The 25,822-nt window shown below is 73.3% G+C and carries 22 protein-coding genes; 9 read left to right on the top strand and 13 right to left on the bottom strand.

Annotation, left to right across the window (positions count from 1 at the left end; genetic code table 11):
* Positions 1-7: 7 nt before the first annotated feature.
* Complete coding sequence (locus tag OJ962_RS22490; RefSeq protein WP_202955115.1) at positions 8-2,182, bottom strand: putative bifunctional diguanylate cyclase/phosphodiesterase; 2,175 nt, start codon at positions 2,180-2,182, stop codon at positions 8-10.
* Between the two features lie 172 nt (positions 2,183-2,354).
* On the opposite strand from OJ962_RS22490, the gene OJ962_RS22485 reads away from it, so the two are divergent.
* The gene (locus OJ962_RS22485) at positions 2,355-4,706 is read left to right on the top strand and encodes a bifunctional aminotransferase class I/II-fold pyridoxal phosphate-dependent enzyme/GNAT family N-acetyltransferase (RefSeq protein ID WP_270006614.1); all 2,352 of its coding nucleotides are present in this window, start codon (positions 2,355-2,357) and stop codon (positions 4,704-4,706) included.
* Positions 4,707-4,738: 32 nt separating this feature from the next.
* Here the strand turns inward: OJ962_RS22485 and OJ962_RS22480 are convergent, their stop codons facing one another.
* Genes OJ962_RS22480 through OJ962_RS22470 form a run of 3 tightly spaced genes read right to left on the bottom strand, consistent with a single transcriptional unit; the run spans position 4,739 to position 6,329 of the window.
* Positions 4,739-5,449 carry a VOC family protein gene (locus OJ962_RS22480; RefSeq protein ID WP_202955117.1) on the bottom strand — a complete coding sequence of 237 codons (711 nt, stop codon included), beginning with the start codon at positions 5,447-5,449 and terminating at the stop codon, positions 4,739-4,741.
* Positions 5,450-5,454: 5 nt separating this feature from the next.
* Positions 5,455-5,817: a c-type cytochrome gene (locus OJ962_RS22475; protein WP_202955118.1), complete on the bottom strand. Its 363-nt coding sequence runs from the start codon at positions 5,815-5,817 to the stop codon at positions 5,455-5,457.
* Positions 5,814-6,329, bottom strand: a complete 516-nt coding sequence (locus OJ962_RS22470) for a FixH family protein (RefSeq protein WP_202955119.1) — start codon at positions 6,327-6,329, stop codon at positions 5,814-5,816. Before OJ962_RS22470 ends, OJ962_RS22475 begins: the two co-directional genes overlap by 4 nt.
* 141 nt (positions 6,330-6,470) lie before the next feature.
* On the opposite strand from OJ962_RS22470, the gene OJ962_RS22465 reads away from it, so the two are divergent.
* The 5 genes from OJ962_RS22465 to OJ962_RS22445 are packed head-to-tail and all read left to right on the top strand — an operon-like array spanning position 6,471 to position 11,281.
* Complete coding sequence (locus tag OJ962_RS22465; RefSeq protein WP_202955120.1) at positions 6,471-7,478, top strand: endonuclease/exonuclease/phosphatase family protein; 1,008 nt, start codon at positions 6,471-6,473, stop codon at positions 7,476-7,478.
* Entirely contained in the window at positions 7,412-8,227 is an 816-nt protein-coding gene (locus OJ962_RS22460) for a carbohydrate ABC transporter permease (protein ID WP_202955121.1), read from the top strand. Before OJ962_RS22465 ends, OJ962_RS22460 begins: the two co-directional genes overlap by 67 nt.
* The gene (locus OJ962_RS22455) at positions 8,212-9,477 is read left to right on the top strand and encodes an ABC transporter substrate-binding protein (RefSeq protein WP_202955122.1); all 1,266 of its coding nucleotides are present in this window, start codon (positions 8,212-8,214) and stop codon (positions 9,475-9,477) included. Before OJ962_RS22460 ends, OJ962_RS22455 begins: the two co-directional genes overlap by 16 nt.
* Positions 9,471-10,427 carry an ABC transporter ATP-binding protein gene (locus OJ962_RS22450; protein ID WP_407697534.1) on the top strand — a complete coding sequence of 319 codons (957 nt, stop codon included), beginning with the start codon at positions 9,471-9,473 and terminating at the stop codon, positions 10,425-10,427. The genes OJ962_RS22455 and OJ962_RS22450 overlap by 7 nt, the downstream gene beginning before the upstream one ends.
* Positions 10,424-11,281: a carbohydrate ABC transporter permease gene (locus OJ962_RS22445; protein ID WP_202955123.1), complete on the top strand. Its 858-nt coding sequence runs from the start codon at positions 10,424-10,426 to the stop codon at positions 11,279-11,281. Before OJ962_RS22450 ends, OJ962_RS22445 begins: the two co-directional genes overlap by 4 nt.
* Here the strand turns inward: OJ962_RS22445 and OJ962_RS22440 are convergent.
* From OJ962_RS22440 to OJ962_RS22420, 5 genes are all read right to left on the bottom strand, one after another.
* A complete protein-coding gene (locus OJ962_RS22440; protein ID WP_202955124.1) occupies positions 11,250-11,801 on the bottom strand; it encodes an ATP-binding cassette domain-containing protein in 552 nt (183 codons plus the stop codon). The two genes, OJ962_RS22445 and OJ962_RS22440, sit on opposite strands and share 32 nt — an antisense overlap.
* Entirely contained in the window at positions 11,798-13,231 is a 1,434-nt protein-coding gene (locus OJ962_RS22435) for an ABC transporter permease subunit (protein WP_202955125.1), read from the bottom strand. Before OJ962_RS22435 ends, OJ962_RS22440 begins: the two co-directional genes overlap by 4 nt.
* A gap of 184 nt (positions 13,232-13,415) precedes the next feature.
* On the bottom strand, positions 13,416-14,309 hold the full coding sequence (locus tag OJ962_RS22430) for an ABC transporter permease subunit (protein ID WP_202955126.1): 894 nt from the start codon (positions 14,307-14,309) through the stop codon (positions 13,416-13,418).
* 87 nt (positions 14,310-14,396) lie between these two features.
* A complete protein-coding gene (locus OJ962_RS22425) occupies positions 14,397-14,774 on the bottom strand; it encodes a hypothetical protein (protein WP_202955127.1) in 378 nt (125 codons plus the stop codon).
* A 319-nt stretch (positions 14,775-15,093) separates the two neighbouring features.
* Complete coding sequence (locus OJ962_RS22420; RefSeq protein WP_202955128.1) at positions 15,094-16,248, bottom strand: carboxylate-amine ligase; 1,155 nt, start codon at positions 16,246-16,248, stop codon at positions 15,094-15,096.
* A gap of 119 nt (positions 16,249-16,367) precedes the next feature.
* Here OJ962_RS22420 and OJ962_RS22415 point away from each other — a divergent pair, with 119 nt between their 5' ends.
* A complete protein-coding gene (locus tag OJ962_RS22415) occupies positions 16,368-17,108 on the top strand; it encodes a Type 1 glutamine amidotransferase-like domain-containing protein (RefSeq protein WP_202955129.1) in 741 nt (246 codons plus the stop codon).
* A 22-nt stretch (positions 17,109-17,130) separates the two neighbouring features.
* Positions 17,131-17,865, top strand: coding sequence for a Type 1 glutamine amidotransferase-like domain-containing protein (locus OJ962_RS22410; protein WP_202955130.1), 735 nt, complete (start codon positions 17,131-17,133; stop codon positions 17,863-17,865).
* Here OJ962_RS22410 and OJ962_RS22405 read toward each other — a convergent pair.
* Genes OJ962_RS22405 through OJ962_RS22390 form a run of 4 tightly spaced genes read right to left on the bottom strand, consistent with a single transcriptional unit; the run spans position 17,862 to position 24,584 of the window.
* Positions 17,862-21,407: a PQQ-binding-like beta-propeller repeat protein gene (locus OJ962_RS22405; protein WP_202955131.1), complete on the bottom strand. Its 3,546-nt coding sequence runs from the start codon at positions 21,405-21,407 to the stop codon at positions 17,862-17,864. The two genes, OJ962_RS22410 and OJ962_RS22405, sit on opposite strands and share 4 nt — an antisense overlap.
* Positions 21,408-21,435: 28 nt before the next feature.
* Positions 21,436-22,695: a family 20 glycosylhydrolase gene (locus tag OJ962_RS22400; protein WP_202955132.1), complete on the bottom strand. Its 1,260-nt coding sequence runs from the start codon at positions 22,693-22,695 to the stop codon at positions 21,436-21,438.
* Positions 22,692-22,955, bottom strand: coding sequence for a hypothetical protein (locus OJ962_RS22395; protein ID WP_202955133.1), 264 nt, complete (start codon positions 22,953-22,955; stop codon positions 22,692-22,694). Before OJ962_RS22395 ends, OJ962_RS22400 begins: the two co-directional genes overlap by 4 nt.
* A gap of 18 nt (positions 22,956-22,973) precedes the next feature.
* A complete protein-coding gene (locus OJ962_RS22390) occupies positions 22,974-24,584 on the bottom strand; it encodes a putative manganese-dependent inorganic diphosphatase (RefSeq protein WP_270006620.1) in 1,611 nt (536 codons plus the stop codon).
* Between the two features lie 204 nt (positions 24,585-24,788).
* Between OJ962_RS22390 and OJ962_RS22385 the strand changes: the two genes are divergently transcribed.
* The coding region (locus tag OJ962_RS22385) for a serine/threonine-protein kinase (protein ID WP_270006613.1) at positions 24,789-25,822 on the top strand (1,034 nt) is incomplete at its 3' end.

The raw sequence follows: 25,822 nt of genomic DNA, 5'->3' as shown, positions 1-25,822 counted from the left end.
CGCCGGGCTATTTGACCGGTGTCTTGAGCGCCAGCTCGGCCAGCTCGCCGGCCGGCATCGGGCGGCCCATCAGGAAGCCCTGGCCGAAGTCGCACCCGCTCTCGGCGAGCAGGCGGTAGGCCTCGTCGGTCTCGATGCCCTCGCCCACGGCGCGCAGGCCGAGGTTGTGGGCGAGGTCGACGATCGTCTGCACGATCGTCGCGGCCTCCGGATCCTCGTCCATGCCCAGCACGAAGGACTTGTCGATCTTGAGCTCCTGGACCGGCAGCTCACGCAGGTAGGCCAGCGAGGACGAGCCGGTGCCGAAGTCGTCGAGCGAGAGCTCGATGCCGAGCTCGCCGAGCTTGTTCATGATCTCGATCACGCGCACCGGGTCGGCGGCGACGATCGTCTCGGTGATCTCCAGCTGGAGCATCGAGGGGTCGAGCTCCCACTTCTCGAGCAGGGCCTTGACGTCGACCGGCAGGCCGAGGTCGAGCAGGTTCGGCGCGCCGAGGTTGACGGCGACCGGCAACGAGAGCCCGGCGGCCAGCCAGCGCGAGCACTGGGCCAGCGCGTCGTCGAGCACGCGCAGCGTGAGCGGGCGCATCAGGCCGGTCTGCTCGGCGAGCGGCAGGAACGCGCCCGGGCCGAGCAGGCCGAACTGCGGGTGCTCCCAGCGCACGAGCGCCTCGGCCCCGCGGATCACGCCGGTCTGGAGGTCGAACTTGGGCTGGTAGTGCACGACGATCTGGCCGGACTCGATCGCCTCGGGCAGCTCGCCGATCAGCGCCAGCCGCGCACGGGAGTGGCCGTCGCGGGACGCGCTGTAGACCTCGTAGCCGACGCCGCGGCTCTTGGCCGAGTACATGGCGATGTCGGCGCGCTGCATGAGCGACTCGACGTCGCGGCCGTGCTCGGGGAACATCGCGATGCCGACGCTCGCGCGCACGAGCATCGTCATGCCCTGGAAGCGGAACGGCTCCTCGATCGCAGCGCCGAGCTTGGTGGCCATCACCTCGGCCGCCTCGACGGCGGTGTCGAGCGGCATCAGCACGGCGAACTCGTCACCGCCGACGCGGGCCACGAGCTCGGCCTCAGGCGCGCACGCCTCCAGGCGGGGGCCGATCTCGCGCAGCAGCCGGTCGCCGGCATGGTGGCCGAGCGTGTCGTTGAGCTCCTTGAAGTGGTCGAGGTCGATCAGCAGCAGCGCCAGCTTGGTCTTGGCGGCGCGCGCGGCGGTCGTGGTGTCCTCGAGGCGGGCGAACAGCTTGCGGCGGTTGGCGAGGCCCGTGAGCGGGTCGTGCAGCGCGTCGTGCTCGCGCTGGGCGGCGAGCGCGCGCAGCTCGTCCTCGAGCTCGCGGCGGTCGGTCGCGTCGCGCATGTTGAGCACGAAGCCCTCGACGCTCGGGTCGTGCAGGCGGTTGGCGGCGACGACGTCGAAGTGGCGGTGCCCGCCGGCGCCGTGCGCGAGGCGCAGCGTGAGGCTGCGGCGGTGCTCCGGCTTGCCTTCGGCGTCGGTGAAGTAGGCGTCGAGCGCGCTGCGGTCCTCGGGATGGACCAGCTCGTGCACGCGGGTCCCGACGATCGCGTCCGGCGCGTGGCCGAGCACGCCGCGGATCGACTCCGCCTGCCAGCGCACGCGATGGTCGGCGCCGACGATGGTCACGACGTCGGTGGAGTTCTGGACGATCGAGTTCAGGCGGCGCTGGATGGTCTCCGACGTCTTGAGCGCGACGAGCAGCGCCTGGGCCAGCACCGGGGCGAGCGCCACGGCCGCGACGCGGGCGAGGTCGGCCTCGAACTGCTCGTGCCCGCGGCCGGCGTGCGCCGCCAACAGCGCGGCCATCCACAGCGCCCAGCGCGCGACGGCGCGCGCGAAGCCGCCGTAGAGGCTGCGGAACAGCACGCCCAGCAGCGGCAGGAACGGGTCGCCCGGCGCGGCGTGCAGGACGACGAAGACGGCGTAGGCCTCGACGGGCTCCAGCGCGAGCGAGAACGTGCCGCGCCGGTACCCGACGATCCAGTAGACCGCCAGCGCAACCGCCAGCACGATGCCGGCCAGCTTGGAGACCGGGCTCGCCTCGCCGCCCGGGATCGCGACGGCCGCCAGCAGCGCGCCCGCGACCGCGAAGCCGAGGAACAGCAGGCGGAAGCGTGCGAACGGCGTCTGCGGCAGCGGGATGGAGACAGGTCGGATCACCTATTCCAAGCCATCGGACGGATGACCGAGGTCTTTAGGGCGACCACCGATTCCGCGGGGGACCGAAAGATTCAAGTTTTCGGAGTAGTTCGTCGATGGGCACGTGAACCGTTCCGATCCGTGGGGGGATTACGTGCCGACTGCTGAAGAGCGCCTGGCGATTCTTGATGAAGTGCTCACCGAGGCTGCGGGCAAGGGTCTGCTGCAGCTCACACCCGACGACGACGCGCCGCTGGACGGGCGCACGATCTCGCTGAACGGCCGGTCAGTCGTCAGCTTCGGCTCCTGCAGCTACCTGGGGCTCGAGCTCGACCCGCGCCTCCAGCAGGCGACCATCGACGCCGTGCTGCGCTACGGGACCCAGTTCTCGAGCTCGCGCGGCTACCTGTCCTCGCCGCAGTACATCGAGCTGGAGGCGTTGCTGAGCGAGCTGTTCGGCGGGCACGTGCTCGTCACGCCGACCACGTCGCTCGGACATCTCTCGGTGCTTCCCGTGCTCGTGGACTCCACCGACGCCGTCCTGCTCGACCACCAGGTCCACGCCTCCGTGCAGATGGCCGCCAACCAGCTGCGCGTGAAGGGCGCGCACGTCGACCTGGTCCGCCACAACAACATGGAGCGGCTGGAGGCGATGATCCAGCGGCTGTCCAAGGACCACGACCGCATCTGGTACATGGCCGACGGCGTCTACTCCATGTTCGCCGACCTCGCGCCCTTCGCCGAGTTGCGCGCGTTGCTGGACAAGTACCCGCAGCTGTGGCTCTACGTCGACGACTCGCACGGCGTCGGCTGGGCCGGACAGCACGGCCGCGGCCCGGCGCTCGACGTCCTCGGCGGCCACGAGCGCGTGATCGCCGCCTGCTCGCTGAACAAGTCCTACGCCGCCGCGGGCGGGGCGATCGTGTTCCCGGACGCGGAGCTGCGCCGCCGCGTGAAGACCGCGGGCGGCCCGATGATGTTCTCGGGCCCGATCCAGCCGCCGCTGCTCGGCGCCGCGATCGAGTCCGCGAAGATCCACCTCTCCGACGAGCTGCCGCGGATGCAGGGCGCCCTGCGCGAGCGCGTGGCGCTGTTCACGTCGCTGTGCGAGGAGTTCGGCATCCCGCTGGCGACGACCGACGTGACGCCGATCCGCTACGTGCCGCTCGGGCTGCCGGTGGTCGCGCACGACGTGATCAAGGAGATCCTCGCCGACGGCTACTACACGAACCTGGGCACGTTCCCGGCGGTGCCGATGAAGCATGCCGGCGTGCGCATGACGATCACCCTGCACCACACGTCCGAGGACATCCGCGGCCTCGTCGCCTCGCTCGCCAAGCACGTCCCGGCCGCGCTCGAGCGCGCCGGCGAGGCGGCCAAGCGCCGCCACGCGAAGATCGTCGGCGAGCACGGGCCGGCGCTCACCATCGAGCACCACACCCGCGCGACCGCGCTCGACGAGGCCGAGTGGAACTCGCTGCTGGGTGAGCGCGGCACGTTCACCGTCGACGGCCTGAAGTTCCTCGAGGACGCGTTCGGCGGCCCGGGCGCGCGGCCGGAGGACGAGTGGGCGTTCCACTACTACGTGGTGCGCGACCGCAGCGGCAGGGCCGTGCTCGCGACGTTCTTCACCGCCGCGCTGTGGAAGGACGACATGATGGCCTCGGCCGCCGTGTCCGAGCTGGTCGAGGAGCGGCGCGCGCAGGACCCGTACTACCTGACGTCGACGACGTTCGCGATGGGCTCGCTGCTGACCGAGGGCGACCACCTGTACCTGCACCGCAACGCGGACTGGAAGGGTGCGCTCGACCTGCTGATGGCGGCCGTGGGTGAGGACGCGCGGGCCGCGGGCGCGGGGACGATCGTCTTCCGCGACCTGCACACGGCCGACGTGGAGCTGGCCGAGGCGGTCCGCGAGCGCGGCTACGTCCGGACGTCGCTGCCGCAGTCGCTCGTCTACGAGCCCGTGGCCGGCGGCGACGAGGCGTGGCTCGCGCAGCTGTCGCCGAAGGCGCGCGTGCACCAGCGCAAGGCGGTGCTGCCGTTCGACGACGCCTACGCGGTCGAGTGGCTGACCGCCGGTGGCCGCGCGGTGAGCGACGCCGAGCTCGACCACCTGTACGAGCTCTATCTGGCGGTGCAGGCGAAGGGCCGCGACCTGAACTCCTTCCCGCTCCCCAAGCGCTTCCTGCGCGACATGCTCGCGCACCCGTCGTGGGAGCTGATGACGCTGACGCTGAAGGAGGCCGGCGAGGTCGTCGCGTTCGGCGCGCACTTCGTCGGCCCGCGCCACTACGCGCCGATGATCGTCGGGCTCGACTACGCGTACGTGCGCTCACACGGCGCGTACCGGCAGGCGCTGCGCCACGCCGTCGTGCGTGCCCGCGAGCTCGGCTCCAAGCGCGTGCTGCTGGGCATGGGCGCGACGTTCGAGAAGACGCGCTTCGGCGCGCACGTGCAGGACCGCGTCGCGTTCGCGCAGGCCAGCGACCACTACTCGAGCGAGGTGCTGGCGGCGCTGGCCGCCGATTCGCACGGACACTGACCGGGGGGCTGCCGCCCCCCGGGACCCGCGCTTCAGGGCCGGTTGTGGCAGACGGCCTCGATGTTGTGGCCGTCGGGATCGAGGACGAACGCCCCGTAGTAGCCGGGGTGGTAGGCGGCGCGCTCTCCGGGCGCGCCGTTGTCTTGGTAGCCCGCCGCGACCGCCCGCGCGTGCCAGGCGTCGACGGCGTCGTTGGTGTCGACGTCGAACGCGAGGTGCACGTGCTCGGTGACCGGCTCGCCCGTGACGTAGGAGAAGTTCGCGTTCGCGGCGAGGATCTGGACGTGGTCGGGCCGGTCGACGCCGATCTCCATGCCGAGCGCGAGGTAGAAGCGCTTGACCGCGGCGACGTCCTGGGTGCGGAACCACATGTGGTCGAGCGCACCCGGCTCGCGGGTGCGGCTGGTGTGGACCGCCTCGACGCTGTTGCCGTTCGGGTCGCGCAGGAAGCCGCCGTAGTAGTCGTCGCCGTATTCGGGGCGCGGGCCGGGCGCGCCGTCGTCCTGGTAGCCCGCCTTCACGCCGGTGCCGTGGAACGCGTCGACGAGCGCGTGCGTCGGCGCGTAGAACGCGATGTGGAGGTTCTGCGCCGGCGGCTTGTCGTCGGGCACGATCGAGAGGTCGCCCCACTCCAGGTACTCGGGGTCGTCGTGGCGCTCCTTGCCGAGCACGGGCAGGACGGTGTCGTAGAAGCGCTTGGACGCCTCGTAGTCCGCGACGCGGATCGTCACATGGTCGATCACCCCACCTATTGTGCGGAAAGCAGGAACGTGACGAGTTGCTCGAGCTCGGGCGGGCTGATGCGGGTGGCGAAGTCCTCCGGCATCGGGCCGTTGCGCGGCGGCGCGACGATCGCCCGCTTGACGTCGTCGCGCGATTTGCCGACCAGCGCCACCTCCAGGTCCGGACCGATCGGTGCGCTGGAGTTCGCGGGCTCGAACGTGTGGCACGAGCCGCAGCCCTGCGCGACGAAGACGCTCAGGCCGTCGCGCGCGGGGGTCGCCCGCGCGGCGGTCGGCGCGGGGTCGTCCCCGCCCGCGGCGAAGGCGGCGATCGTCATCGCCGCCCCCGCGCAGGCGAGCCCACCGGCGGCGAGGGTGGTGGCTCTCACGCCGCCTGCGGTTCGTGGCGGTGGCGCAGCCGGGCGCCCACGAGGATCAGTGCGGCGAGCAGGAACGCGAGGGCGCCGAGCCCCAGGTAGGTCCAGTTCGGCCCACTGTCGTCGGCCGCGGTCGTGCTCGCGGCGGGGGCGCTCGCCGGGTCGCCGATCCGCACGGCCGGGAACGTGTGCGGCTGCCCGGTGATGAAGCCGTCGTTGACCTCGTACATCCACTCGCCGCCGCGCGGGAACGTCACGCTGACGGCATAGACGCCGGGCTTGTCGGTCGCGCGCGCGGCGAATGTCTGCTCGCTGCCGCCCTGGCGGATCGTCAGCGTCGGCTGCACGTCCTCCAGCGGCGTCCGCCCGTGCTGGAGCACGGTGAGGTTGACGTTCCACGGCTGTCCCGGCTCCACGCCCGCGGGCGTCGAGTCCAGCCCCACCGTGGCCCAGCCTCCGGCGAACGCGCTCGGCGCGGCGACCAGCGAGGCGGCCAGTGCAACTGCGATGAGTAGACGGTGCATGTCCCGTCTACGCCCACCGCGCCCGAGAGGTTCCGAACTTAAAGAGGGACTGTCCCTCTTTAGGAAGTGCGCCACCCCGGAATGTGCGGATTTGGTGCAGGTTTGACCTAAAGGGGACTGTCCCCCTTTAGGTTGGGGAGGGTGCGTACGTGGATCGCCGTGCTCTCCGCGTTGCCCTGGGTGGGGTGGGCCGCGCTGCGCCTGGCGGGCGTGGAACTGCCGTACCCGCTGGTCGCCGCGATCGCGTTCACGCCCTACGCGGCGCTGACGTCGCCGCTGCCGGTCGTGCTCGCGCTGATCCTGCGGCGCAAGGGCGTGGCGATCGTCGCCGCGGTCGCGGCGTTGGCGCTCGGCGCGACGATGGTGCCGCGCGCGGTGGCCGGACCGCGACCGGAGGCGGACGGCCCGCGGCTGGTGGTGATGACGTCGAACCTGTGGCTCGGGCACGCGAACGCCGACGACGTGTTGCGCACGGCGCGCGAGCACGATGTGGACGTGCTCGCGGTGCAGGAGCTGCGGCCCAAGCTCGCGGCGCGGCTGCAGGCGCGCGGCGCCAAGCAGTTCCCGCACCAGATCCTGCTGCCCCACGCCGGCGCCGCGGGCAGCGGGCTGCTCTCCCGGCGCCCGCTCGGCTCGGCGGGCGGCGACCTCCAGCCGGAGGCGGTGCTGCTCAACGGCGGCGCGCCGCCCGTGCGGATCAAGTCCGTGCACCCGCGCCCGCCGGTCACGCGCGCCGCCGAGCCGCAGTGGCGCCGTGCGCTCGCGGCGCTGCCGGGCTCGGACGGGCGCGGCGACGTGCGCATCCTCGCCGGTGACTTCAACGCCACCTTCGACCATCCCGAGTTCCGCGCGCTGCTCGACCGCGGCTACATCGACGCCGCGGACGCCGTCGGGAAGGGCTGGACGCACACCTGGCCGTCGGGCCGCGCGACCGCCCACCGCGGCACGCTGCCGATCACGATCGACCACATCCTCGTCGACCGGCGCGTGCGCGTGGAGCAGGTCACCGTGGTGGACATCCGCCGCAGCGACCACCGCGCGGTGATCGCGTGCTGCGCCTGCCCGCCGCGTAGGCTCCGCGGATGCCGAAGGCGCGCTCGTTCGCGGCGGCGCTGGTCGTCGCGCTGCTCTCCGTGCCGCTCGCGGTGATGGTCCTGGGCGCCCTGCACCCGCCCGGCGAGCCGGCGCCGGTCGGGCTCGAGCTGCTGCGGGTGCAGCCGTCGCTCGCCGCGTTCGAGCGCGCGTTCGACCTGGTGCCGCTCGGCCGCCAACTGCTGAACTCGCTCACGGTGGTCGCGATCGCGGTGCCGCTGAGCGTCGTGTGCGCTTCGCTCGCGGGTTTCGCGATGACCCGCATGGGGCGGCGCGCCCACGCGCTCGCGGTCGGCTTCACGCTCGTCACGCTCACGATCCCGGTGTCCGCGCTGTGGGTCCCGCGCTTTGCGATCTTCCGTGAGCTCGGCGTGCTGGACACCTATGTCCCGCTGATCGCGCCCGCGCTGATCGGTACGTCGCCGCTGCTCGTGCTGCTCGCGTACTGGAGTGCCCGCGGCCTGCCGCGCGACCTGATCGACGCCGCGCGCCTCGCCGGCCTCGGACCGCTGAAGGTGTGGTGGCGGATTGTCGTCCCGCTGACAAAACGCACCCTGTTGGCCATCACTGCACTCTCGTTCGTGGCCCATTGGGGCAACCTGATCGAGCCGCTCCTGTATCTCTATGACGAAGCGAAAGCGACGCTTCCGCTGGGGTTGAGCAGCCTGCGGCAACTCGGTCCCACGGACGCGCCCGTCCTGCTGGCGGGCGCGGTGGTGGCGACCGTGCCACCGGCGCTCGCGTTCGCGCTCGCACAGAGGGCCGTGCTGGACAACACGAGGAGGGCGGGATGGGTTCGACGTTGAGGGGCGTCGTCCTGATGCTGAGCTTGGGGCTCGGCCTGATGGCATGTGGCGAGGACGAGGGTCCTCCGGCCGCACAGCAGGCCGACCAGGCGCTGCCCGCGATCACGTTCCAGGTGACGGGGGACCCGGAGGAGACGCGCGTCTACAAGGAGCTCGCGGCCCAGTACAGGACGGACACCGGCAACACGGTGAACGTCGTCGAGGTGCCCGAGCGCGACGTGCACCTGGCCAAGCTCACCACGTCGTTCTCCGCGGGCAAGCAGCCCGAGGTGTTCCTGCTCAACTACCGCTACCTGGGCGGGTTCGCCGCCCGCGGCGTGATCGACGCCGCCGGCCCGCGCCTGGAGCGCTCCGACGAGCTCGAGCGGGAGGACTTCTATGACATCCCGATGCAGGCCTTCGAGTACGAGGGCACGCTGCAGTGCATCCCGCAGAACGCCTCCTCGCTCGTCGTCTACTACAACGTCGACTGGTTCGAGGCGGCGGGCATCGAGCCGCCGAAGGACCAGTGGAGCTACGAGGAGTTCGCGAAGGTCGCCGAGCGGCTGACCGGCGACGGCAAGCACGGCGTCGGGCTCGACCTGAGCACAATCCGCGTCGGCCCGTGGATCTGGTCCGCGGGCGGCGAGCTCGTCGACGACCCGGTCAAGCCGACCAAGTTCCTGTTCGACACGCCGGAGGGCCGGCGCGGCCTGGAGAACGTGATCGCGCTGCAGCGCAACGGCTGGTCGCCGAGCGCCGACGAGGCCGACGCGCAGAGCGTCGAGGACCGCTTCATGGAGGGCAAGGTCGCGATGTTCCTGTCTTCGCGCCGCGACGTGCCGGTGATGCGCCAGATCACGGACTTCGAATGGGACGTCGCGCCGTTCCCGGTCGACCAGGAGCCGGCCAGCGTCCTGCACTCCGACGGGTTCTGCCTCTCCAAGCACGACAACGCCGACGCGGCCTGGAAGTGGGTCGAGTACGCGCTCAACGCCAAGGGCCAGGAGGTGCTGGCCGCGAGCGGGCGCAGCGTGCCGTCGATCAAGGCCGTCGCGGAGTCGCCGCTGTTCCTGGCGCCGACCGACCCGCCGGCCAGTTCCAAGGTCTTCATCGACGCGCTCAGCCAGATGCACCAGCTGCCGGTGACCAAGAACTGGAGCGAGGTCGAGGGCCTGACCGACGACGCGCTCAACGAGATGTTCTACGGGCGGCTCAGCATCGACGAGGGGATCGAGCGCATCGCCCAGGAGACCGACGGCAAATTCTGAGCGTCGAAGGGCTCTCGGTCCGCTACGGCGGCGTCGACGCGCTGCGCGAGCTCTCCCTGGCGCTGGAGCCGGGCGAGCTCGTCGCGGTGCTCGGCGCCTCCGGGTCCGGGAAGTCGACGCTGCTGCGGGCGATCGCGGGGCTGGAGGAGATCGCCGCCGGACGGGTGCTGATCGGGGGCGAGGACGTGTCCCGGCTCGCCCCGGCACGGCGCGGTGTCGCGATGGTCTTCCAGTCGTTCGCGTTGTTCCCGCACATGACCGTGGAGCGCAACATCGCGTTCGGGCTGCGGGCGCGCGGCGAGTCGACGCAGGCGGTGGCATCGACCGCGGAGGCGCTCGGGCTCTCGGCGTTGCTGGACCGGCGGCCGGGCGAGCTGTCGGGCGGTGAGCGCCAGCGGGTGGCACTGGCGCGGGCGCTGGCGGCGCGGCCGCGCGTGCTGCTGCTCGACGAGCCGCTGTCGAACCTGGACGCGCAGCTGCGGGTCTCGACGCGGGGGGAGATCCGGCGCGTGCAGGAGCGCACGGGCGTGACGACGCTGCACGTCACGCACGATCAGGTGGAGGCGCTCGCGCTGGGGCACCGCGTGGCGGTGCTGCGGGACGGGCGGCTCGAGCAGCTCGGGACGCCCGACGAGGTGTGGGAGCGGCCCGCGAGCGCGTGGGTGGCGCGGTTCGTGGGGACGCCGCCGATGAACCTCGTGCCGGGTGAGCGCGGGCTGTGCGGCTTCCGGGCCGAGGACGCGGCGGCGCGGGTCGATCCGGGCGGCGAGTACGTGTTCGAGCTGGCCGAGCGCGTGGGGGCTGACGTGCTCTGGCACCTGCGGCGCGGGGAGGATCTCGTCGCCGTGCGGGCGGGCGGGGCGGCGCCCGCGGTCGGCGAGCGGGTGGCGGTGGAGGTGCCGGAGGCGCGCGTGCGCTGGTTCGACCGCGAGACGGGGCGCGCGCTGTGAGCGAGAAGCGCCAGCTCGCGCTGATGTTCGCGCCGTACGCGCTCGGCGCGCTGCTGCTGTTCATCGCGCCCGCGCTGTACTCGCTCTCGCTGTCGCTCTATGACGCGGACCTGCTCACCGAGTCGCGCTTCATCGGCTTCGGGAACTTCGCCGAGCTCGCCGGCGACGAGCTCTTCCACGAGGTGCTGTGGCGCTCGGCGCTCTTCGTGGCGATCGCGGTGCCGCTGCGGCTGTTCGTAGCGGTCGGGCTGGCGCTGCTGTTGTTCCGGGTGCGGGCGGGGCGCACGGCGGCGTTCCTGCCGTCGGTGGTGCCCGACGCGGCCTGGGCGGCGGTCTGGATCTTCCTGCTCAACCCCGTCTACGGGCCGCTGAACTGGCTGCTCGGGCTGGTCGGGATCGCGCCCGTGTCGTGGTTCTCCAGCGGCTGGGCGGCGTTCTTCGCGATCATCCTGATGCTGGCGTTCACGGTCGGCGAGGCGTTCATCGTCGCGCTCGCGGCGCGGCAGGAGCTGCCGGAGGAGCTGTATGACGTGGCGCGGCTCGAGGGGGCGCGGCCCTGGTACGTGCTGCGCGCGGTGACGCTCCCGCTGATGGCGCCGGTGCTCGCGCTGCTGGCGACGCGGGACGTCGCGGTGTCGCTGCAGGCGACGTTCACCGCCACCTACCTGCTGACCGACGGCGGCCCAGACCGCGCGACGCTGCTGCTGCCGATCTACTCCTTCGACATGGGCTTCGAGCTGCTGCGCTACGGCTACGCCAGCGCGATGATGCTGCTCGGGTTCCTCGGCTGCCTCGCGCTGGGCGTGGCGCAGTGGTTCGTCGTCAAGCGCTGGCGGCTCGGGCTATCCCACTGAGGCGGTTGTCGGCCAGGACGATCGCGGCGTCGAGGGCCTGGAGGGCCTGGCGGAGGGCTTCGACGGCGTCGTCGGCGAGCCCGGCGGACGGCTCCTCGAGCGCCAGCACGCGCGGGTCGCTCATCAGGCCGCGGGCGACCACGAGCAGCTGCTGCTCGCCGCCCGAGAGCGTGCGGGCGAGCTGCTTCGGGCGGCTCGCGAGCCACGGGAAGCGTGCGTAGACGCGCTCGCGGCGCTGCGCGACGAGCGGCTTGTCGCGGCGGGCGCGGTAGGCGCCGAGCGTGAGGTTCTCCTCGACGGTGAGGTCGCCGAACACGCGCCGGCCCGCGGGGACGAACGAGATCCCGAGCGCGGCGATCCGGTCGGGCTGGGCGTTGGCCAGCTCGACGCCGTCGAGCGTGATCGAGCCGGTCGTGCGTTCGAGACCCGCGAGCGCCGGCGGGAGGTGGGTGACCTCGACGATCTCGCCGTCTGTGACGGAGAAGCTGAGCCCGTCGACGTCCCGGACGGTGAACGTCACGCGCGCACCCGGCCGGCGTCGAGGCGCGTGACCTTGTCGGCGACGCCGCTGAGCAGGTCGAGGTCGTGCTCGACGACGAGCACGGCCCGGTCGAGCGCCTTCAAGCGGGCGAGCACGCGCAGCAGGGCCTCCCGCTCCGCGGCGGTCATGCCCGCGGCGGGCTCGTCGAGCAGCAGGATCGGCTTGCCCGTCGCGACCGTGCGCGCGATCTGCAGCAGGCGCTCCTCGCCCGGGCCGAGGTCGGTGGCGTGGGCGCGGTCGGCGAGCTCGGTGAGCTCCAGGATCGGCAGCGGATCGTCGCGGCGGGCGAGCAGCACCTGCTCGTAGGGCGTGAGCGGCGTGAGCGGCGCGGGGCGCTGGAACGTGCGCGCGACGCGCTCGTCGCGGGCGGCCAGGGTGCGCAGGAGCGTCGTCTTGCCGCTGCCGTTCGGGCCGACGAGCGCGTGCAGCTCGCCGCTCGCGAGTGCGACGTCGACGCCCTTGAGGATGCCGAGCGGGTCCGTGACCTGCTGCGCGGTGAAGCTCGCCGTGGTCGGCTCGGGTTGCGGGCCGGGCGGGACCGGCCGCGGCGGCCGGCGGCGGATGCGCGCCGCCACGTGCGGTCGCAGCCACAGGCAGGCGACGAGCGCGGCCGCGGTCATCACGCCGTTGGCGGCGTCGGTCGAGAGGCCGGTCTCGGCCAGCAGGGAAGCGGCGCGCGGGACGCCCGCGAGCACGAGCAGCGCGAGCAGCGGGCCGGCGATCGGCGCGCCGCCGCCGACGATCACCGCGGCGAACAGCTGCAGCGCGAGCAGCGGGGACAGGTCCGCGGGCGCCGCGACGCCGATCAGCAGCGTGAACCCGGCGCCGCCGGCCGCCCCGAACGCCGCGGCGAGCGCGAACAGCGTGACGATGTGGTGCGTGATCGGGACGCCGAGCTCGGCCGCGACCTCGCGGTCCTCGCGCAGCGCGAGCGCGTCGCGGCCGATCGGGCCGCGCCGGATGCGCTCGCTGATGACGAGCGCGGCGGCGACGAGGACCAGCGCGGTGACCAGGTGGACGGTCGGCGTGAGCGTGAGCTCGAACAGCGGGGTCGCGACGCGGTCGAGCGCGGGGCGCGTGAGGCCCTGCGTGCCGCCCGAGAGGTCGGGGGCGGCGACCAGGATCGCGGCGGCGAGCCAGGCGAGGCCCCAGGTCGCGAGCGCCACCCGCGGCGCGGGCGCCTTCGCCACCAGCCAGCCGGTCAGCGCGCCGAGCGCCGCGCCGCCGGCGATGGAGAGGATCAGCGCGCTGCCGATCGGGAGGCCCGCGCGCTCGAGCTGCATCGCGCCGATCGCTCCCACCGCGAGGAAGGCGCTCTGGGAGAGGACGGGGAGGCCCGCGAACGCGACGACCGGGACGAGGCCGAGCGCGGCCGCGAGCAGGTAGAGGTCGAAGACGATGTCGGTCATCGAGGTCGTCCTGCGTGGGCTCGGCGAGGGGCGCCGTGGTGGCCGGGAGCGCGCGACCCCCGTCCCGCGGAACCGGCTTCGCCGGAAAAGGGGGATGTTCCGCGGAGACGGGGGTCGCGCGCTCCCGGCACGGGCGGCTCGGCGCCGCGCCCGTGGGCCCCGCTGCGGTGGGACCGGCGTGGGCTCATCTACGGGCCGCCAGGAGCACGAGGAGCGTGAGCGCGACGACGTCGCCCCAGCCGCCGCCGAGCTCGGTCACGGCGAACGCCTCGAGCACGCCGAGGGCAAGCCCGCCGGCGAGGGCCAGGCGCAGCGAGGCGAGTCCGCCGATCAGGGCCGCGGCGACGCCCTTGAGGCCGAGCAGCGCACCGTCGGCGGGACCGAGCGCGGCGTCCGGGGCGATCAGGACGCCGGCCAGGCCCGCGAGCGCGCCGGCGAAGGCGAACGCGAGCAGGATCACGCGCTCGGTCGGGACGCCCAGCAGCGCGGCGGCGCCCGGGTCCTCGCTGACCGCCCGCACGACGGCGCCCGCGCCCGTCACGGCCAGCGCGCGCTCGACCGCGATCCCGGCGGCGAGCCCGATGGCGAGCACGATCAGCGCGCGGCCCTCGACGAACACGCCGCCGCCGAGGCCGAGCGTGCCGGCCGTGCCGAGCGGGTCCGGGATGGCGTACGCCTGCTGGGTGAACGGCAGGCCGGCGAGTTCGCGGATCAGCAGCGCGGCCGCCAGCGAGCCCGCGGCCCAGCCGATCACGTCGCCGGCGCGGCCGATCCGGGCCCGGGCGCGGAACGGCCGGATCGCGGCGACGTACACGGCGACGGAGAGCAGCGCGCCGGCGGCCAGTGCGAGCGCGACGAACGCGACGGCCGAGCCGAGGCCCAGGCCGATCGCCGCGGGCGTGCTCCCGACGACGGCGAGCACCGCGACGAACACCGCTCCGACCACGATGTCGCCGTGCGCGAACGCGATCACGGCCGTGAGGCGGTGCACGAGCGTGAAACCGAGCGCGATCAGGCCGTAGGCGGCGCCCGTCGCCAGGCCGGCGATCAGCGTCTGGAGCGCGACGGCGCCGCTCACGTCGTGCCCCTCCGGGCGCGCCGGTGCGCGCCCTTCGGGCGAGTGCTCGCTGCGACGCGAGCCGCCAGGCGAGTGTCACCGCTCACGTCAGGAGACCGTGTAGCGCAGCCGCAGCTTGCCGTCGCACAGCTCGGTGACCTGCACGCTGACCATCTGCTTGCCCTGGACGTGGCCCTCGGCCTCGATCGGCGGCTCGGCGTCCTTGGTGAGCAGCTTGTAGCCCGCGTCGAGCAGGGCCTGGGTGGCGGTGTCGCGCATCGTCTCCAGGTCGTCCACGGCGCCGTCGACGACCGCGTAGAAGCGCTCCGTCTTGCCGAACGGCCCTTCGCTCACGTACACGTGCGCGCCCGGCGGGAACGCGAGCTCGGCGGGCGGCCGGCGTTCGGGCTGCCCGTCGATGGCGGGCGGGCACGCGCGCGCGGCGCCACCATCACCGCCGCACCCGGCGACAGCGAGGACGGCCACGGCGGCCGTGAGCGATGCCGGACGGGCGAGGATGAGCGCATGATGACCGACCCACAGTCGGTTCGCTTCCGACAGGTGGTCGGTAGTCCCGAACGGGCTAGGGCGGTTGAATCCTCACCAGGAGAAAGGGTGCTGCACACACACTCCGGGTCCCGGCTTCTCCTCCCAGGGACTCGGATTTCGGTGGCGGAACCTCCCCGGTCAGGCCTGGACAACCTGACCGGGGACTCCGCATCTCAACGCCGGAGTGGACAGCGATAGGCAAGGACAACGGGGCCCCGACCGGGCCCCGTTCTCCGTTAACGGGTCAGACGCGCATCTAGGCGGCGAGCGCGAGGCGCGGGCGCGGCGGCGAGAACTCGGCCTGCAGCGTGTGCAACAGGCCGCGCAGGCCGGCGCTCTCGCCGGCGATCGCGCGCTGGCGGGGCGCGCCCGGGTCGCCCGCGAGGTGGGCCAGCAGCTGCAGCTCGCGCTCGCAGCCGAGCTCGCGGGCGTGTGGCCAGCACGCGTCCACGAGCGTCGCCAGGCGCCCGGAGGCGGGCACGCAGCGGTTGCGGTGCGGGTCCAGCAGCTGGGCCTCGATGCCGTCGCGGGCGGCGAGGAAGCGGTTCTCGTCGAGCACCTCGGGCGCGTGCGCGAGCTCGGGCTCGGCGCACGTGCCCAGCGCCTCGCAGCGCACCAGGCACTGCACGAGCGCGACGAGCGCGGCCGTGTCGCGGATGCGCGTCTGCGCGTCCATGATCCGCACCTCGAGCGTGCCGAGCCGGGGCTGGAGGCGCACGTCCCACCAGATGAAGGTCGGCTCGGGGATCGCGCCGCAGCGGATCAGGACGTCGATCGACTCCACGTAGTCGCGGTAGTCGGCGAACTCGCGCGGGATGCCGGTGCGCGGGAAGGCCTGGAACACCGGCGTGCGGGCCGACGCGAGCCCGCTGTCGAGCCCGCGGGTGAACGGCGAGTTGGCCGACAGCGCCAGCAGTACGGGGATGTGCGCGCGCATGCCGTTCAGGGCGCGCGTGGCGAGCTCGGCGTCGGGCACGGCGACGTGCACGTGCAGCGCGAACGTCGGCTCCCGCCGCGCGAGCTCGCGCAGCGAGCGGTGCAGGAACTGGTAGCGCGCGCCCGGCGAGACCTCGACGTCCTCGGCCTTGACCAGCGGGTGCATGCCGGCGACCGCGGCGCGCAGGCCGAGCGGCCGCACGGTCGCGGCCAGCGCGGCGCGCATCGAGCGCAGCTCGGCGGCCGCGTCGCTCACCGTGGCGTGCGGCTTGGTCGCGAGCTCGAGCGCGAGCCCGTGCGTCTCACCGCGGGCGTGCTCGGCGAGCTCGTCCGGCATCACGGCCAGCACGTCCTCAGAGCGCCACGCGGGCGAGCCGTCCGGCTCGAGCAGCATCACCTCTTCCTCGACGCCCACCGTCCAGGGATCGAAGTCGGGGTTGGTCCGCCATGTCGCCCATTCGGGTGCCGTCGCCATACGCACCAGCGTGCCCACGCCGGGCCTTCGCGTGTTCCACCCCGCGGTCCAGACTTGGAGGGCGAACGTTGTACGAGCGGTCGTGGTTGAGCCGCCGCCGCGCCCGTACATTCGGTGCCATGAGGCGCGGACGTCCACCGCAGATCGTGGCCTATGGGGGAGGCGGCTTCTCCATGGAGCCCAACAACCCCCTGCTCGACGAGTACGTCCTCGGACTGTGCCGTCGCAAGAAGCCGAAGGTCTGCTTCTTTCCCTCGGCGTCCGGGGACGCCGACCACTACGTCGTGCGCTTCTACAGGCACTTCTCGAGCGAGATCTGCGATCCGTCGCACATCTCCCTGTTCCGGCGTGACTGCGGCCCGGGAGCCGTGCGCGAGCACCTGCTCAAGCAGGACCTGATCTACGTCGGCGGCGGGTCGATCCTGTCGCTGCTCGGCGTCTGGCGCGCCCACGGCATCGACGAGGATCTGCGCGCCGCCTGGCAGGCGGGTGTCATCCTTGTCGGCGTGTCCGCCGGATCGCTCTGTTGGTTTGACTCAGGCCTGACGGCCTACCACCATGACGCGAAGCCGTACCAGGGCCTCGGCTTCCTCTCGCACTCGAACGCGGTGCACTACGAGGAGGAGTCCGACCGGCGCCCGGCCTACCACCAGGCGCTGCGGGAAGGCATGCCCGGCGGATACGCGGCCTCGGACGGGGCCGCCCTGCACTTCATCGGCGACGACCTGCACCGCGTGGTCCTCTCGCGCCCGAACGCTCGCGCGTACCGGGTCGAGGTCGCGGGCGAGGACGTCGTCGAGCATCCGCTGGAGGCCACCTATCTCGGCGAGCGCCCCAAGCTCGAGCTCGCAGCCGCCTGAGCGGCGTCCCACGATCCTCGCGATGGGCGGGGGCGGCTTCACGATGGAGCCGGAGAACCCCGCCCTCGACGACTACGTGCTCGGGCTGGCGAGCGCGAAGGTGCCGAAGATCTGCCTGCTCCCCACCGCCTCCGGCGACGGCGAGGCGCAGATCCGGCAGTTTCACGCCACCTTCGGCGCGCGGGCCTGCGAGCCGATGCACATCTCCTTGTTCCGCCTGGGCTCGCGCCCGATCCCACTGCGCGAGACGCTGATGGAGCAGGACATCGTCTACGTCGGCGGCGGCTCGATGCTCGGGCTGCTCGCGGTCTGGCGCGCGCTCGGGCTGGACAAGATCCTGCGCGAGTGCTGGGAGTCGGGCGTGATCCTGGCCGGGCTGAGCGCGGGCGCGATGTGCTGGTTCGAGTGGGGCGTGACCTCGTCGCTGGGCTCGCCCGCCCCGTCGCCCGGGCTCGGCTTCCTGCCCGGGTCGCTGTCGGTGCACATGGACGGCGAACCCGCACGGTTGCCGGTGTTCCGGGCGGCGATCGCCGACGGCACGATCCCGCCCGGCTACGCGGCCGACGACGGCGTCGCCCTGCTGTTCCGCGGCGCCGAGCTCGACGAGGTCGTGAGCTCGCGCCCGCACCGCAAGGCGCTGCGCATCGACGGCGCCGACGAGCTCTTCACGCCCCGCGAGCTGGCCCGCCCCGACCGGTTCGGCGACGGCGCGGACATCGCCGAGTTCCGCGCCGTGCGTGCGTTGCGCGGGCGTTAGCGCACCGCCACCTCGACGTATACGTCCTTGCGCGCTTTGCCGACGCGCACGGTCTTGGTGCCCTTGACGACCTTGACGGTGCGGCGGGCGACGACCCGCTTGGTCTTCTTGTCGCGGATGCGCACGATCACGGTGCGGCGGGCGTCCGAACGTAGCCGCACGCGGCCGTCCCGCAGGAGGGTCGCGGCGACCGGCGCGGGCGCGGTGGCGCGCGGCGACGGGTCCGCGGCGGCGCGAGGGGACGGCGCCGTGCCCGCGGGCGGGGGCGACGCGTCGCCGGCGCCGGGCGAGGGGGTCGGGTCCGGCGAGGGCGTCGGGTCCGGGTCCGGGGAGGCCGTCGGGCCGGGCTCCGGCGTCGTGCTCGCGTCCGGGCCGGGTGTCGTGGTCGGGTCCGGATCGGGCGTCGTGGTCGGGTCCGGATCGGGCGTCGTGGTCGGGACCGGCGTCGCGGTCCCGGTCGACCACGAGTTCGCCGGCGGCGTCGGGACGGGCGTCACCGACGGGTCCGGGTTGGGCGTCGGGGTCGGCGTCGGCGCGGGGCCGGGACCGATCACCGGGCCGGCGTCCGAGATGCTCTCCGCCGACGCGCCGGCGGGGGTGTAGACCGTCAGCGTCTGGCGCATCCGGTGGCCCTGGTCGGCCGGGGTGAGCCGGTACGCCTGCATCTCGTTCGCGAGCCGCGTGCAGTTCTCGCCCGCCGTGTCGCAGCGCAGCCAGCCGATCCGCCCGGTGGCGCGCTCGGTGCTGACGTGACGGTCGCCGTGCATGAACTCGCCGACCTGGTCGCCGATCGGGGTCGCCGGCGTCTTGCCGTAGTTCTGGCCGCTGGGCGGGCCCTCGAGGATCGGGCCGACCTGCTCGTGGGTGGAGGAGCCGCGCTCGCCGGCGGCGTTGATCGCATAGACGGTGGCGACGAGCTCGTGGCTGACGTCCGCGCTGGTCGCGGTGTAGGCGCGGCCGGTCGCGCCCGGGATCAGCCTGCAGCCCGTCTCATAGTGGCAGCGCCGCCACTCGTAGCGCGTGGAGGTCGGCGCGGGCTCCCACAGCCCGTCCTGCACCGTGATCGTGTGGCCCACGCGCGGCACGCCGTACAGGTACGGGTAGGCGGGGTGGATCGCGAACGGCTTCGGGCCGAGGGCGACGGGACCGGGTGAGCTGTAGAGCCGCTCGGACGCGCCCGCGTCGTTCTGGGCGACGAGGGCGACGCGCATGCGATACCCCGCGTCGGCGTCGGTCAGCGAGTAGGTCCAGCCCACGTGCCCGATGTCCGTGCACGTGGAACCCGAGCAGCGGTGCCAGTGCGCGTCGATCGTCACCGGCGAGCCCGCGAAGTCACCGCCGTAGACGCGCTGCACGGAGCCGGTGGCGGCCTCGCCGACGATGACCGGCGCCTCGCCGCGCGGGGTCGGGGGGCTCGGATCCCCACCGGGGGCGAACCGCGCCAGCCCGCTCACGCCGCGCAGCGACGTGAAGCGGAAGTTCCCGCCGATCAGCAGGCCGCCGTCCGGCAGCGTCTCGACCGTCGTCAGCGTGTTCCCCATCCCCCAGTCCGTGGCCGGCTCGGGCCGGAAGCGGGTCGCGCGGCCGGTCGACAGGTCGATCGACCCGAGGCTCCAGCGCGGCTCCCCGGCCAGCTCGCTGAAGGCGCCCGCGAGGAACAGCTCGGAGCCCGCGGCCTCGATCTCGTGCACGGCCCCGTCGACGACGGGGTACGGCACGTTGAGCCCGTTGGCGTCGATGTGGCGCAGCGGCGAGTCCCGGTCCCAGTACGGGAACCCGCCGACCCAGACGCCGCCGAGACCGTCCGGCTCGAGCGCGTACACGGTCATCTCCGGCTGCGCGGAGACGGGCAGCGCAGCCCGGGTGGCGGTGTCGTACGCGCGCAGCTCGCACGCGGCCACGTACAGCTTGGACCCGACGACCTCCAGCGCGTTGATCGGGCAGTTCTCGGCGAACGAAGGCGCCCAGTCGAGGACCTGCCCCGTCGTCACGTCGATCGCGCCGAGCTTGGTGACCGTGCGCTCGCCGAGCCGGGCGAAGTGGCCGGCGACGAACAGCGTGGACCCGCTGAGTGCCAGCGCGGTGACCGGTCCGCCCCGTGCGGACGGGAACCCGGGACGCCACGCGCCCGTGACGGCGTCGACCGCCGCCAGGTAGGTCTGCGGTTGCCCGCCGACGGTCGCGAACGCACCCCCGATGTACACGGTGTCGCCGGCCTTCTCGACCGCCCGCGCCCACGTGCCGTAGTGCGCCGGGAACCACGCTCCCGGAACGTCCTCCCGGACGGTGCCGGCAAGCTTCGCGTCGAAGGGGAGCACGGCGCCCGTGCGCAGGTCCAGCGCCGCGGCGCCCACGCGTGCGGTGGTGTCCCGCAGCCCGCCACCGGACGTGGCGAGCGCCCCGCCACCGGCGGCCAGCACGGTCCCGCCCGCAACGCTGCTGGTGTAGGGCGCCCGCGCGCCGGTGCGCAGGTCGAAGGCGACGATCGAGCCGCCCGTGGCCACGTACAGCGTGTCGCCCTCGGAGGTGATCCCGTGCGCGTCGGCCGCGACGTCGCCGAACCACGGCAGCCGCTGGCCCGTCGCGAGATCGAACGCGCGCAGCTTGACGTCGTCGTCCTCAGAGGACTCGCCGAGCATGACCACGGCCTGCGGCCCGAGCTCGATCTGCGACACCTCGCCGGCGCGGAACTGCCGCGGCGAGAGCGTCGCCGAGTCGTCCGTGCTCAGCATCACCGGGCCGGAGCGCTCCTGGTTGCGCACCCAGCCGAACGAGCCGCCGAGGTAGACCTGCGTACCGCGGGCCGCGATGGCCTGGATGTGCACGGATTCCTCCAGCTCCGCGTCCCAGTCGAGCACGCGCCCGGTCGCGAGATCGAGCGCGGCGGCGCCGCGGCGCGGCGAGTCGAAGGCGCCGGCGACGAACATCCGGTCACCGGAGATCGACAGGCTCTCGACCTGCCCGATCCCGCCGGGCGGGCCCCAGTCGAGCACCTCGCCCGTGCGCGCGTCCAGCTTGGCGAGCCCGCTCTTGGCCTTCCCGCCGATCACGCTGAACGTCCCGCCGACGTACAGCACGTCGCCGCGCTTCTCGATCTCCATCACGAGCCCGGACGCCTGCGCGCGGAAGACCGGGTCGATCGTCCCGTCCGCGCGCAGGTGGACGAAGTTCACCCGGCGCTGTCCGAGCACGCGGTCGAACTCGCCGCCGACGTAGAACCCGCCCTCGCCGTCGGGCTCGAGCGCGCGGACGCTGAGTCCCGGGATGTCGTCCTCGAAGTCCAGGCCCCCGCCGGCACCGTCGCTGGTGATGTCCGGGAAGTCGCGGCGCACGGCGCCGCTGGCGTCCAGGAACGTGAGCGAGCCGCTCGGCCGGCCGAGCTCGTGCATGGAGCCGGCGAGGTAGGCCGTGTCGCCGTCGATCAGGGCGTCGGCGACCCCGTGGGCGGAGGGGAACGGGACGGGGGCGGAGCCCGGCGAGGCGGCCGCGGGAGCGGCGCACAGGAAGGCGGCGAAGCAGAGGAGGGGGGCGATCCGGGGCATGGGCGCGTTGGCTCTATGCCCCGATCGCCTAGCTCTTAGACCACTCGACTTGCGTTGATCGGTGGAAGCCGACGCCGAGCCCGTCGAGCAGCTCACCGTGGCGCGCGAGGCGGGTCCGGAAGTCCTCCCACGAGCGGTGCCGCGTCCAGCCGACCTCGGCCGTCGCGAGCAGCCGCGGGAAGACCATCGCGTCGATGTCGGCGCGGGTCTCGATCGTCTCGGTCCACAGCGCGGCCTCGACGCCGATCACGTCGGCGCCGTCGATCACCGTCTCCGGGTCCCAATCGTAGGCGTCGCGGACGTCGACGGCGCCGGCCCAGGTCAGGCCGAGCCGGGTGTCGTCGTCGTACTTCTGGTCCAGATAGGTGTGCGGCGCGGGCGACATGATGAGCGGCAGGCCCTGGTCGGCCGCGGCCTTGGCCGGCTTGGCGTCGGACCAGTGCTGGACGATCGTGCCCTGCGGGAGCTTGGCCACACCGGCCTCCTCCCACACGATCGGCGTCTTGCCCTGCTCGAGCACGAGCGAGCACGCGTCCCACATGAAACGCACATAGTCCTCGTGCGCGAGCCCTTCGACCTCGTCGCCGCCGAGGTGGAAGTGCTCACCCGGAATCGCCCGCACGACGTCGCCGAGCCAGCGCAGGACGATCTCCGACCGCACGTCCAGCGACACGCCCGGGCTGCTCCAGGTGGTGAAGGGCTCGGGCGCGTCGCGCCCCCACAGCTCCGGGTAGGCGCGCAGCGCGGCGTTGACGTGGCCGGGGACGTCGACCTCGGGCACGACCGTGATCGAGTGCGTCGCCGCGTGCGCGACGATCCGGTCGTAGTCCGCGCGCGTGAAGAACCCGCCGGCGCCGCCGCCGACCGCCGTCTCGGCACCCACCGCGGTCAGCCGCGGCCACTCCGGCACCTCGATCCGCCAGCCCTGGTCGTCGGTCAGGTGCAGGTGCAGGACGTTGAGCTTGTAGAGCGCGGCGAGGTCGAGCAGTCGCAGCACCTCGTCGACGCCGAAGAAGTGGCGGGCGACGTCGAGCATCACGCCGCGCCACGCGGAGCGGGGCGCGTCCTGGATGGACAGCGGACCCGACGTCTCCCCGAGTTGACGCAGCGTCGCGCGGCCGCGTGCCTCACCGGCGTCGTCGGCGGCGCTGAAGGTCACGCCGTCGGCGGACACCGAAAGCGAGTAGCTCTCCGCGGGCCCGTCCGAGCGGGCGCAGTCGAGGTCGCCGGGCAGCGCGACCGGCTCACCCGGCCGCGCCTCGAGCACGGCCGGGGCCGGGATGATCACGCGGGGGTGGGCTGGCCGCCGCCGCGGCCCTTGACGACCTTGGTCGCCACGAGCGCGGCCACACCGGCACCGACGACGACCGGAATGCGCTTCACGATCGGCGTCTTCTTCGCGACCTTGTAGACCGCGGTGCCCTTCGCGGCCTTCTTGGCGCCCTTGGCGCCGCCGCGAGCCGCCTTGGTGGCGGTCTTGATCTTCAGGTAGTCGACAGCAAGCTCAGCGACCTGCTGCTTCCGGCTCTTCTGCTTTCTGAGGGCCATCTGGCAAAGGTACCCCCATCAGAGTGCCGCAAGCACCTTTGGTGCGACCTGCTTCTTGCGGCTCATCACACCCGGCAGCGGGATCACGTTGTCGACGGCCTCGGTGGCGAACGCGCTCTCCAGCGGGCCGGCGTCGCCGCTCACGTACAGGTCGGTGTCCTTGGCCATGATGTCCGTGACCATCAGCGCGTAGACCGCGAAGCCGCTGCGCTCGCGGACCTTGTCCATCGCCGCGAGCAGCTCCGCCTTGCGCGACTCGACGCCCTGGCCGACCGTCTCGACCTGCGCGATCCCGATCGTCTGTCCGCCCGGGAGCTCGTACTCCTTGAGGTCGCGCGACACGATCGAGTCCGCGTCCACGCCCTCGAGGTCCGACGTTCTCTCGAACATCTCGCGCCCGAAGGCCATCGGGTCGATCGCCAACACGCGCCCGAGATACTCGACGGCCGCCCAGTCGCGCTCGGTGGTGGTCGGCGAGTTGAGGATGACCGTGTCCGACATGATCGCCCCGAGCAGCATCCGCGCGGACGAGCCGCTCGGCTCCATCCCGTTCTGGCGGAAGCGCTCGATCACCAGCGTCGAGGTGGAGCCGACGGGGTCGAACGTCGCGCGCACCGGCACGGTGGTCTCGATCGACCCGATGTGATGGTGGTCGAGGATCTCGACGATCTCGGCCTGCTCGACGCCCAGCACGCTCTGCGCCTGCTCGGCGTGGTCGACGAGCAGCACGCGCCGGGGCTGCGGGCTCACGAGGTCGGTGCGCGTGACGAGCCCGATCGGCTTGCGGCCTCCGTCCACCGCGACGGCCGCGCGGTAGTGGACCTCCTTGACCTCGTCGGCGACGTCCGAGAGCAGGTCGTCGGGCCGCACGGTCAGCGGCTGCGGGTCCATCAGCGCGCGGCACGGCGCCGACAGCGTGATCATGCGCGCGGTGACGTAGCTGTCCAGCGGCGAGGTCACGAGCGGCACGCCGCGCTCGGTCGCCAGCGCGACCGTCTCCGGCTCCGGCGCGACGCCGTTGGACACCACGAGCAGGCCGACGCCGAGCTCGATCGCCGCGTGCTGCGCCGCCTTGCGGTTGCCGACCACGGCCACGTCGCCCGGGCCGATCTCCGACGGCAGCGCGCCGATGTCCATCGCCATGCACCAGATCTGGCCCGCGACCTCGTCGTCGCCGCCCGCGAGCACCTCGCCCTGCAGCACCTTGACGATCGCGCTCACGCTCGTGGGCGCGTCCAGCTCGGACGGCTCACGCGACTCGCGGATGTACCGGCGAGCGAGCGCCCGCTCGGTCATCACGCCGGCGAGCGCGCCGTCCGGGTTGACGATCGGGACCAGGTCGAGGTCCTGGCGGGCCATCAGCCGGCCGACCTCGCGGATCGGCTCGGAGCTGTCGGCCTGCGGGAAGTCCTCGCGCATGACGTCGCGGACGCGCAGCATCACGTGCGGCAGGAACTCGGGCTCGGGCGCGCGCGCCTGCTCGAGCACCCAGCGCGTCTGCGTGTTGAGCTCGCCGAGCCGGACGGGGACGTAGCGGTTGCGCGGATCCACGCGGCCCATGAGCTCCGCGTAGCCGACGGCGGACGCGATCGAGTCCGTGTCCGGGTTGCGGTGACCGGTGACGTAGATGATGGGGAGCGCGGAGATGGGCGATCAGGATACGGCGCTCCCTCCCGGCGGCCCGGCCCTCCTGGCCGGGCCGCGGGAGAAGGTGACGCCCTGTGTCAGGAGGGGGGTCCTTGGCAAGAGCGTCGTGTTCCGGTCCTCGGCGCGCGATACGCAGCGGCGGGCGCGGGGGTTCAAATGCCGTTCCGGTTCGGCTATACAGCGCAAATGGGCGATCTCGCGCCGGGCATGGTGGTCGCGGGCTACCGGATCGAGGCGCTGATCGGGCGCGGCGGCATGGGCGTGGTCTACGCCGCCCGCCAGACCGGGCTGGACCGCGTCGCGGCGTTGAAGGTGATCGCGCCCGAGCTGCTCGACGACCCGCAGGTGCGCGAGCGGTTCCTGGCCGAGGCGCGCGCCGCCGCGAGCGTGGACCACGCGAACGTCATCCCGGTCTACGACGCGGGTGAAGCCGACGGCGTCGCCTACATCGCGATGCGGCTCGTCGGAGGGGAGGACCTGCGCTCGCTCGTGCGGCGCCGCGGGCCGCTCGAGCCGGACGCCGCCGCGGAGATCGTCGTCCAGGCGGGCGCCGCGCTGGACGCCATCCACCGCGCCGGCTTCGTGCACCGCGACGTCAAGCCGGCGAACCTGCTCGTCGACGACGAGGAGCACGTCTACCTGACCGACTTCGGGCTCGCCAAGGCGGTCCTCACGCGGACCGGCGGCACGCGCACGGGCCAGTGGGTCGGGACGCTCGACTACGTCGCGCCCGAGCAGATCCGCGGCGGGCGGATCGACGCGCGCGCGGACGTGTACGCGCTCGGCGGCGTGCTGCACTACGCGCTCACCGGGCGCGTGCCGTTCGAGCGCGAAGGCGACGAGGCCAAGCTGTGGGCGCAGCTGTCGGCGCCGCCACCGCAGCCGTCGGCGCTGCGGCGCGGGCTGCGGCGCTCGTTCGACGGCGTCGTGGCACGGGCGATGGCGAAGGTGCCCGGGGAGCGCTATCCGTCGGCCGGCGACCTGGGGCGCGCGGCCCGCGCCGCGGTCCGGGGCCGCGCCGCGGCCGAGCCGGAGCGGATGGTGGCCCGGGGCGCGGCGGCACCCGGCGAGGCGCAGACCGAGCCCGGCATCGCCGCCGAGGCCTCCACGCGCACGGCCCGGCCCGTGCCGGCGACGGGCGAGGGCGGTGCGCGCCGCCGCTGGCTCGCAGCGCGTCGGTCCGCTGCCGGGGGGGCCCGCGGGTCCGGTGGGGGCGCGCC

Source organism: Solirubrobacter deserti, assembly GCF_027587175.1.
Lineage (GTDB): Bacteria > Actinomycetota > Thermoleophilia > Solirubrobacterales > Solirubrobacteraceae > Solirubrobacter > Solirubrobacter deserti.
The sequence above is the reverse complement of the archived record's forward strand: the minus strand, read 5'-3'. Positions and strand labels throughout refer to the sequence as shown.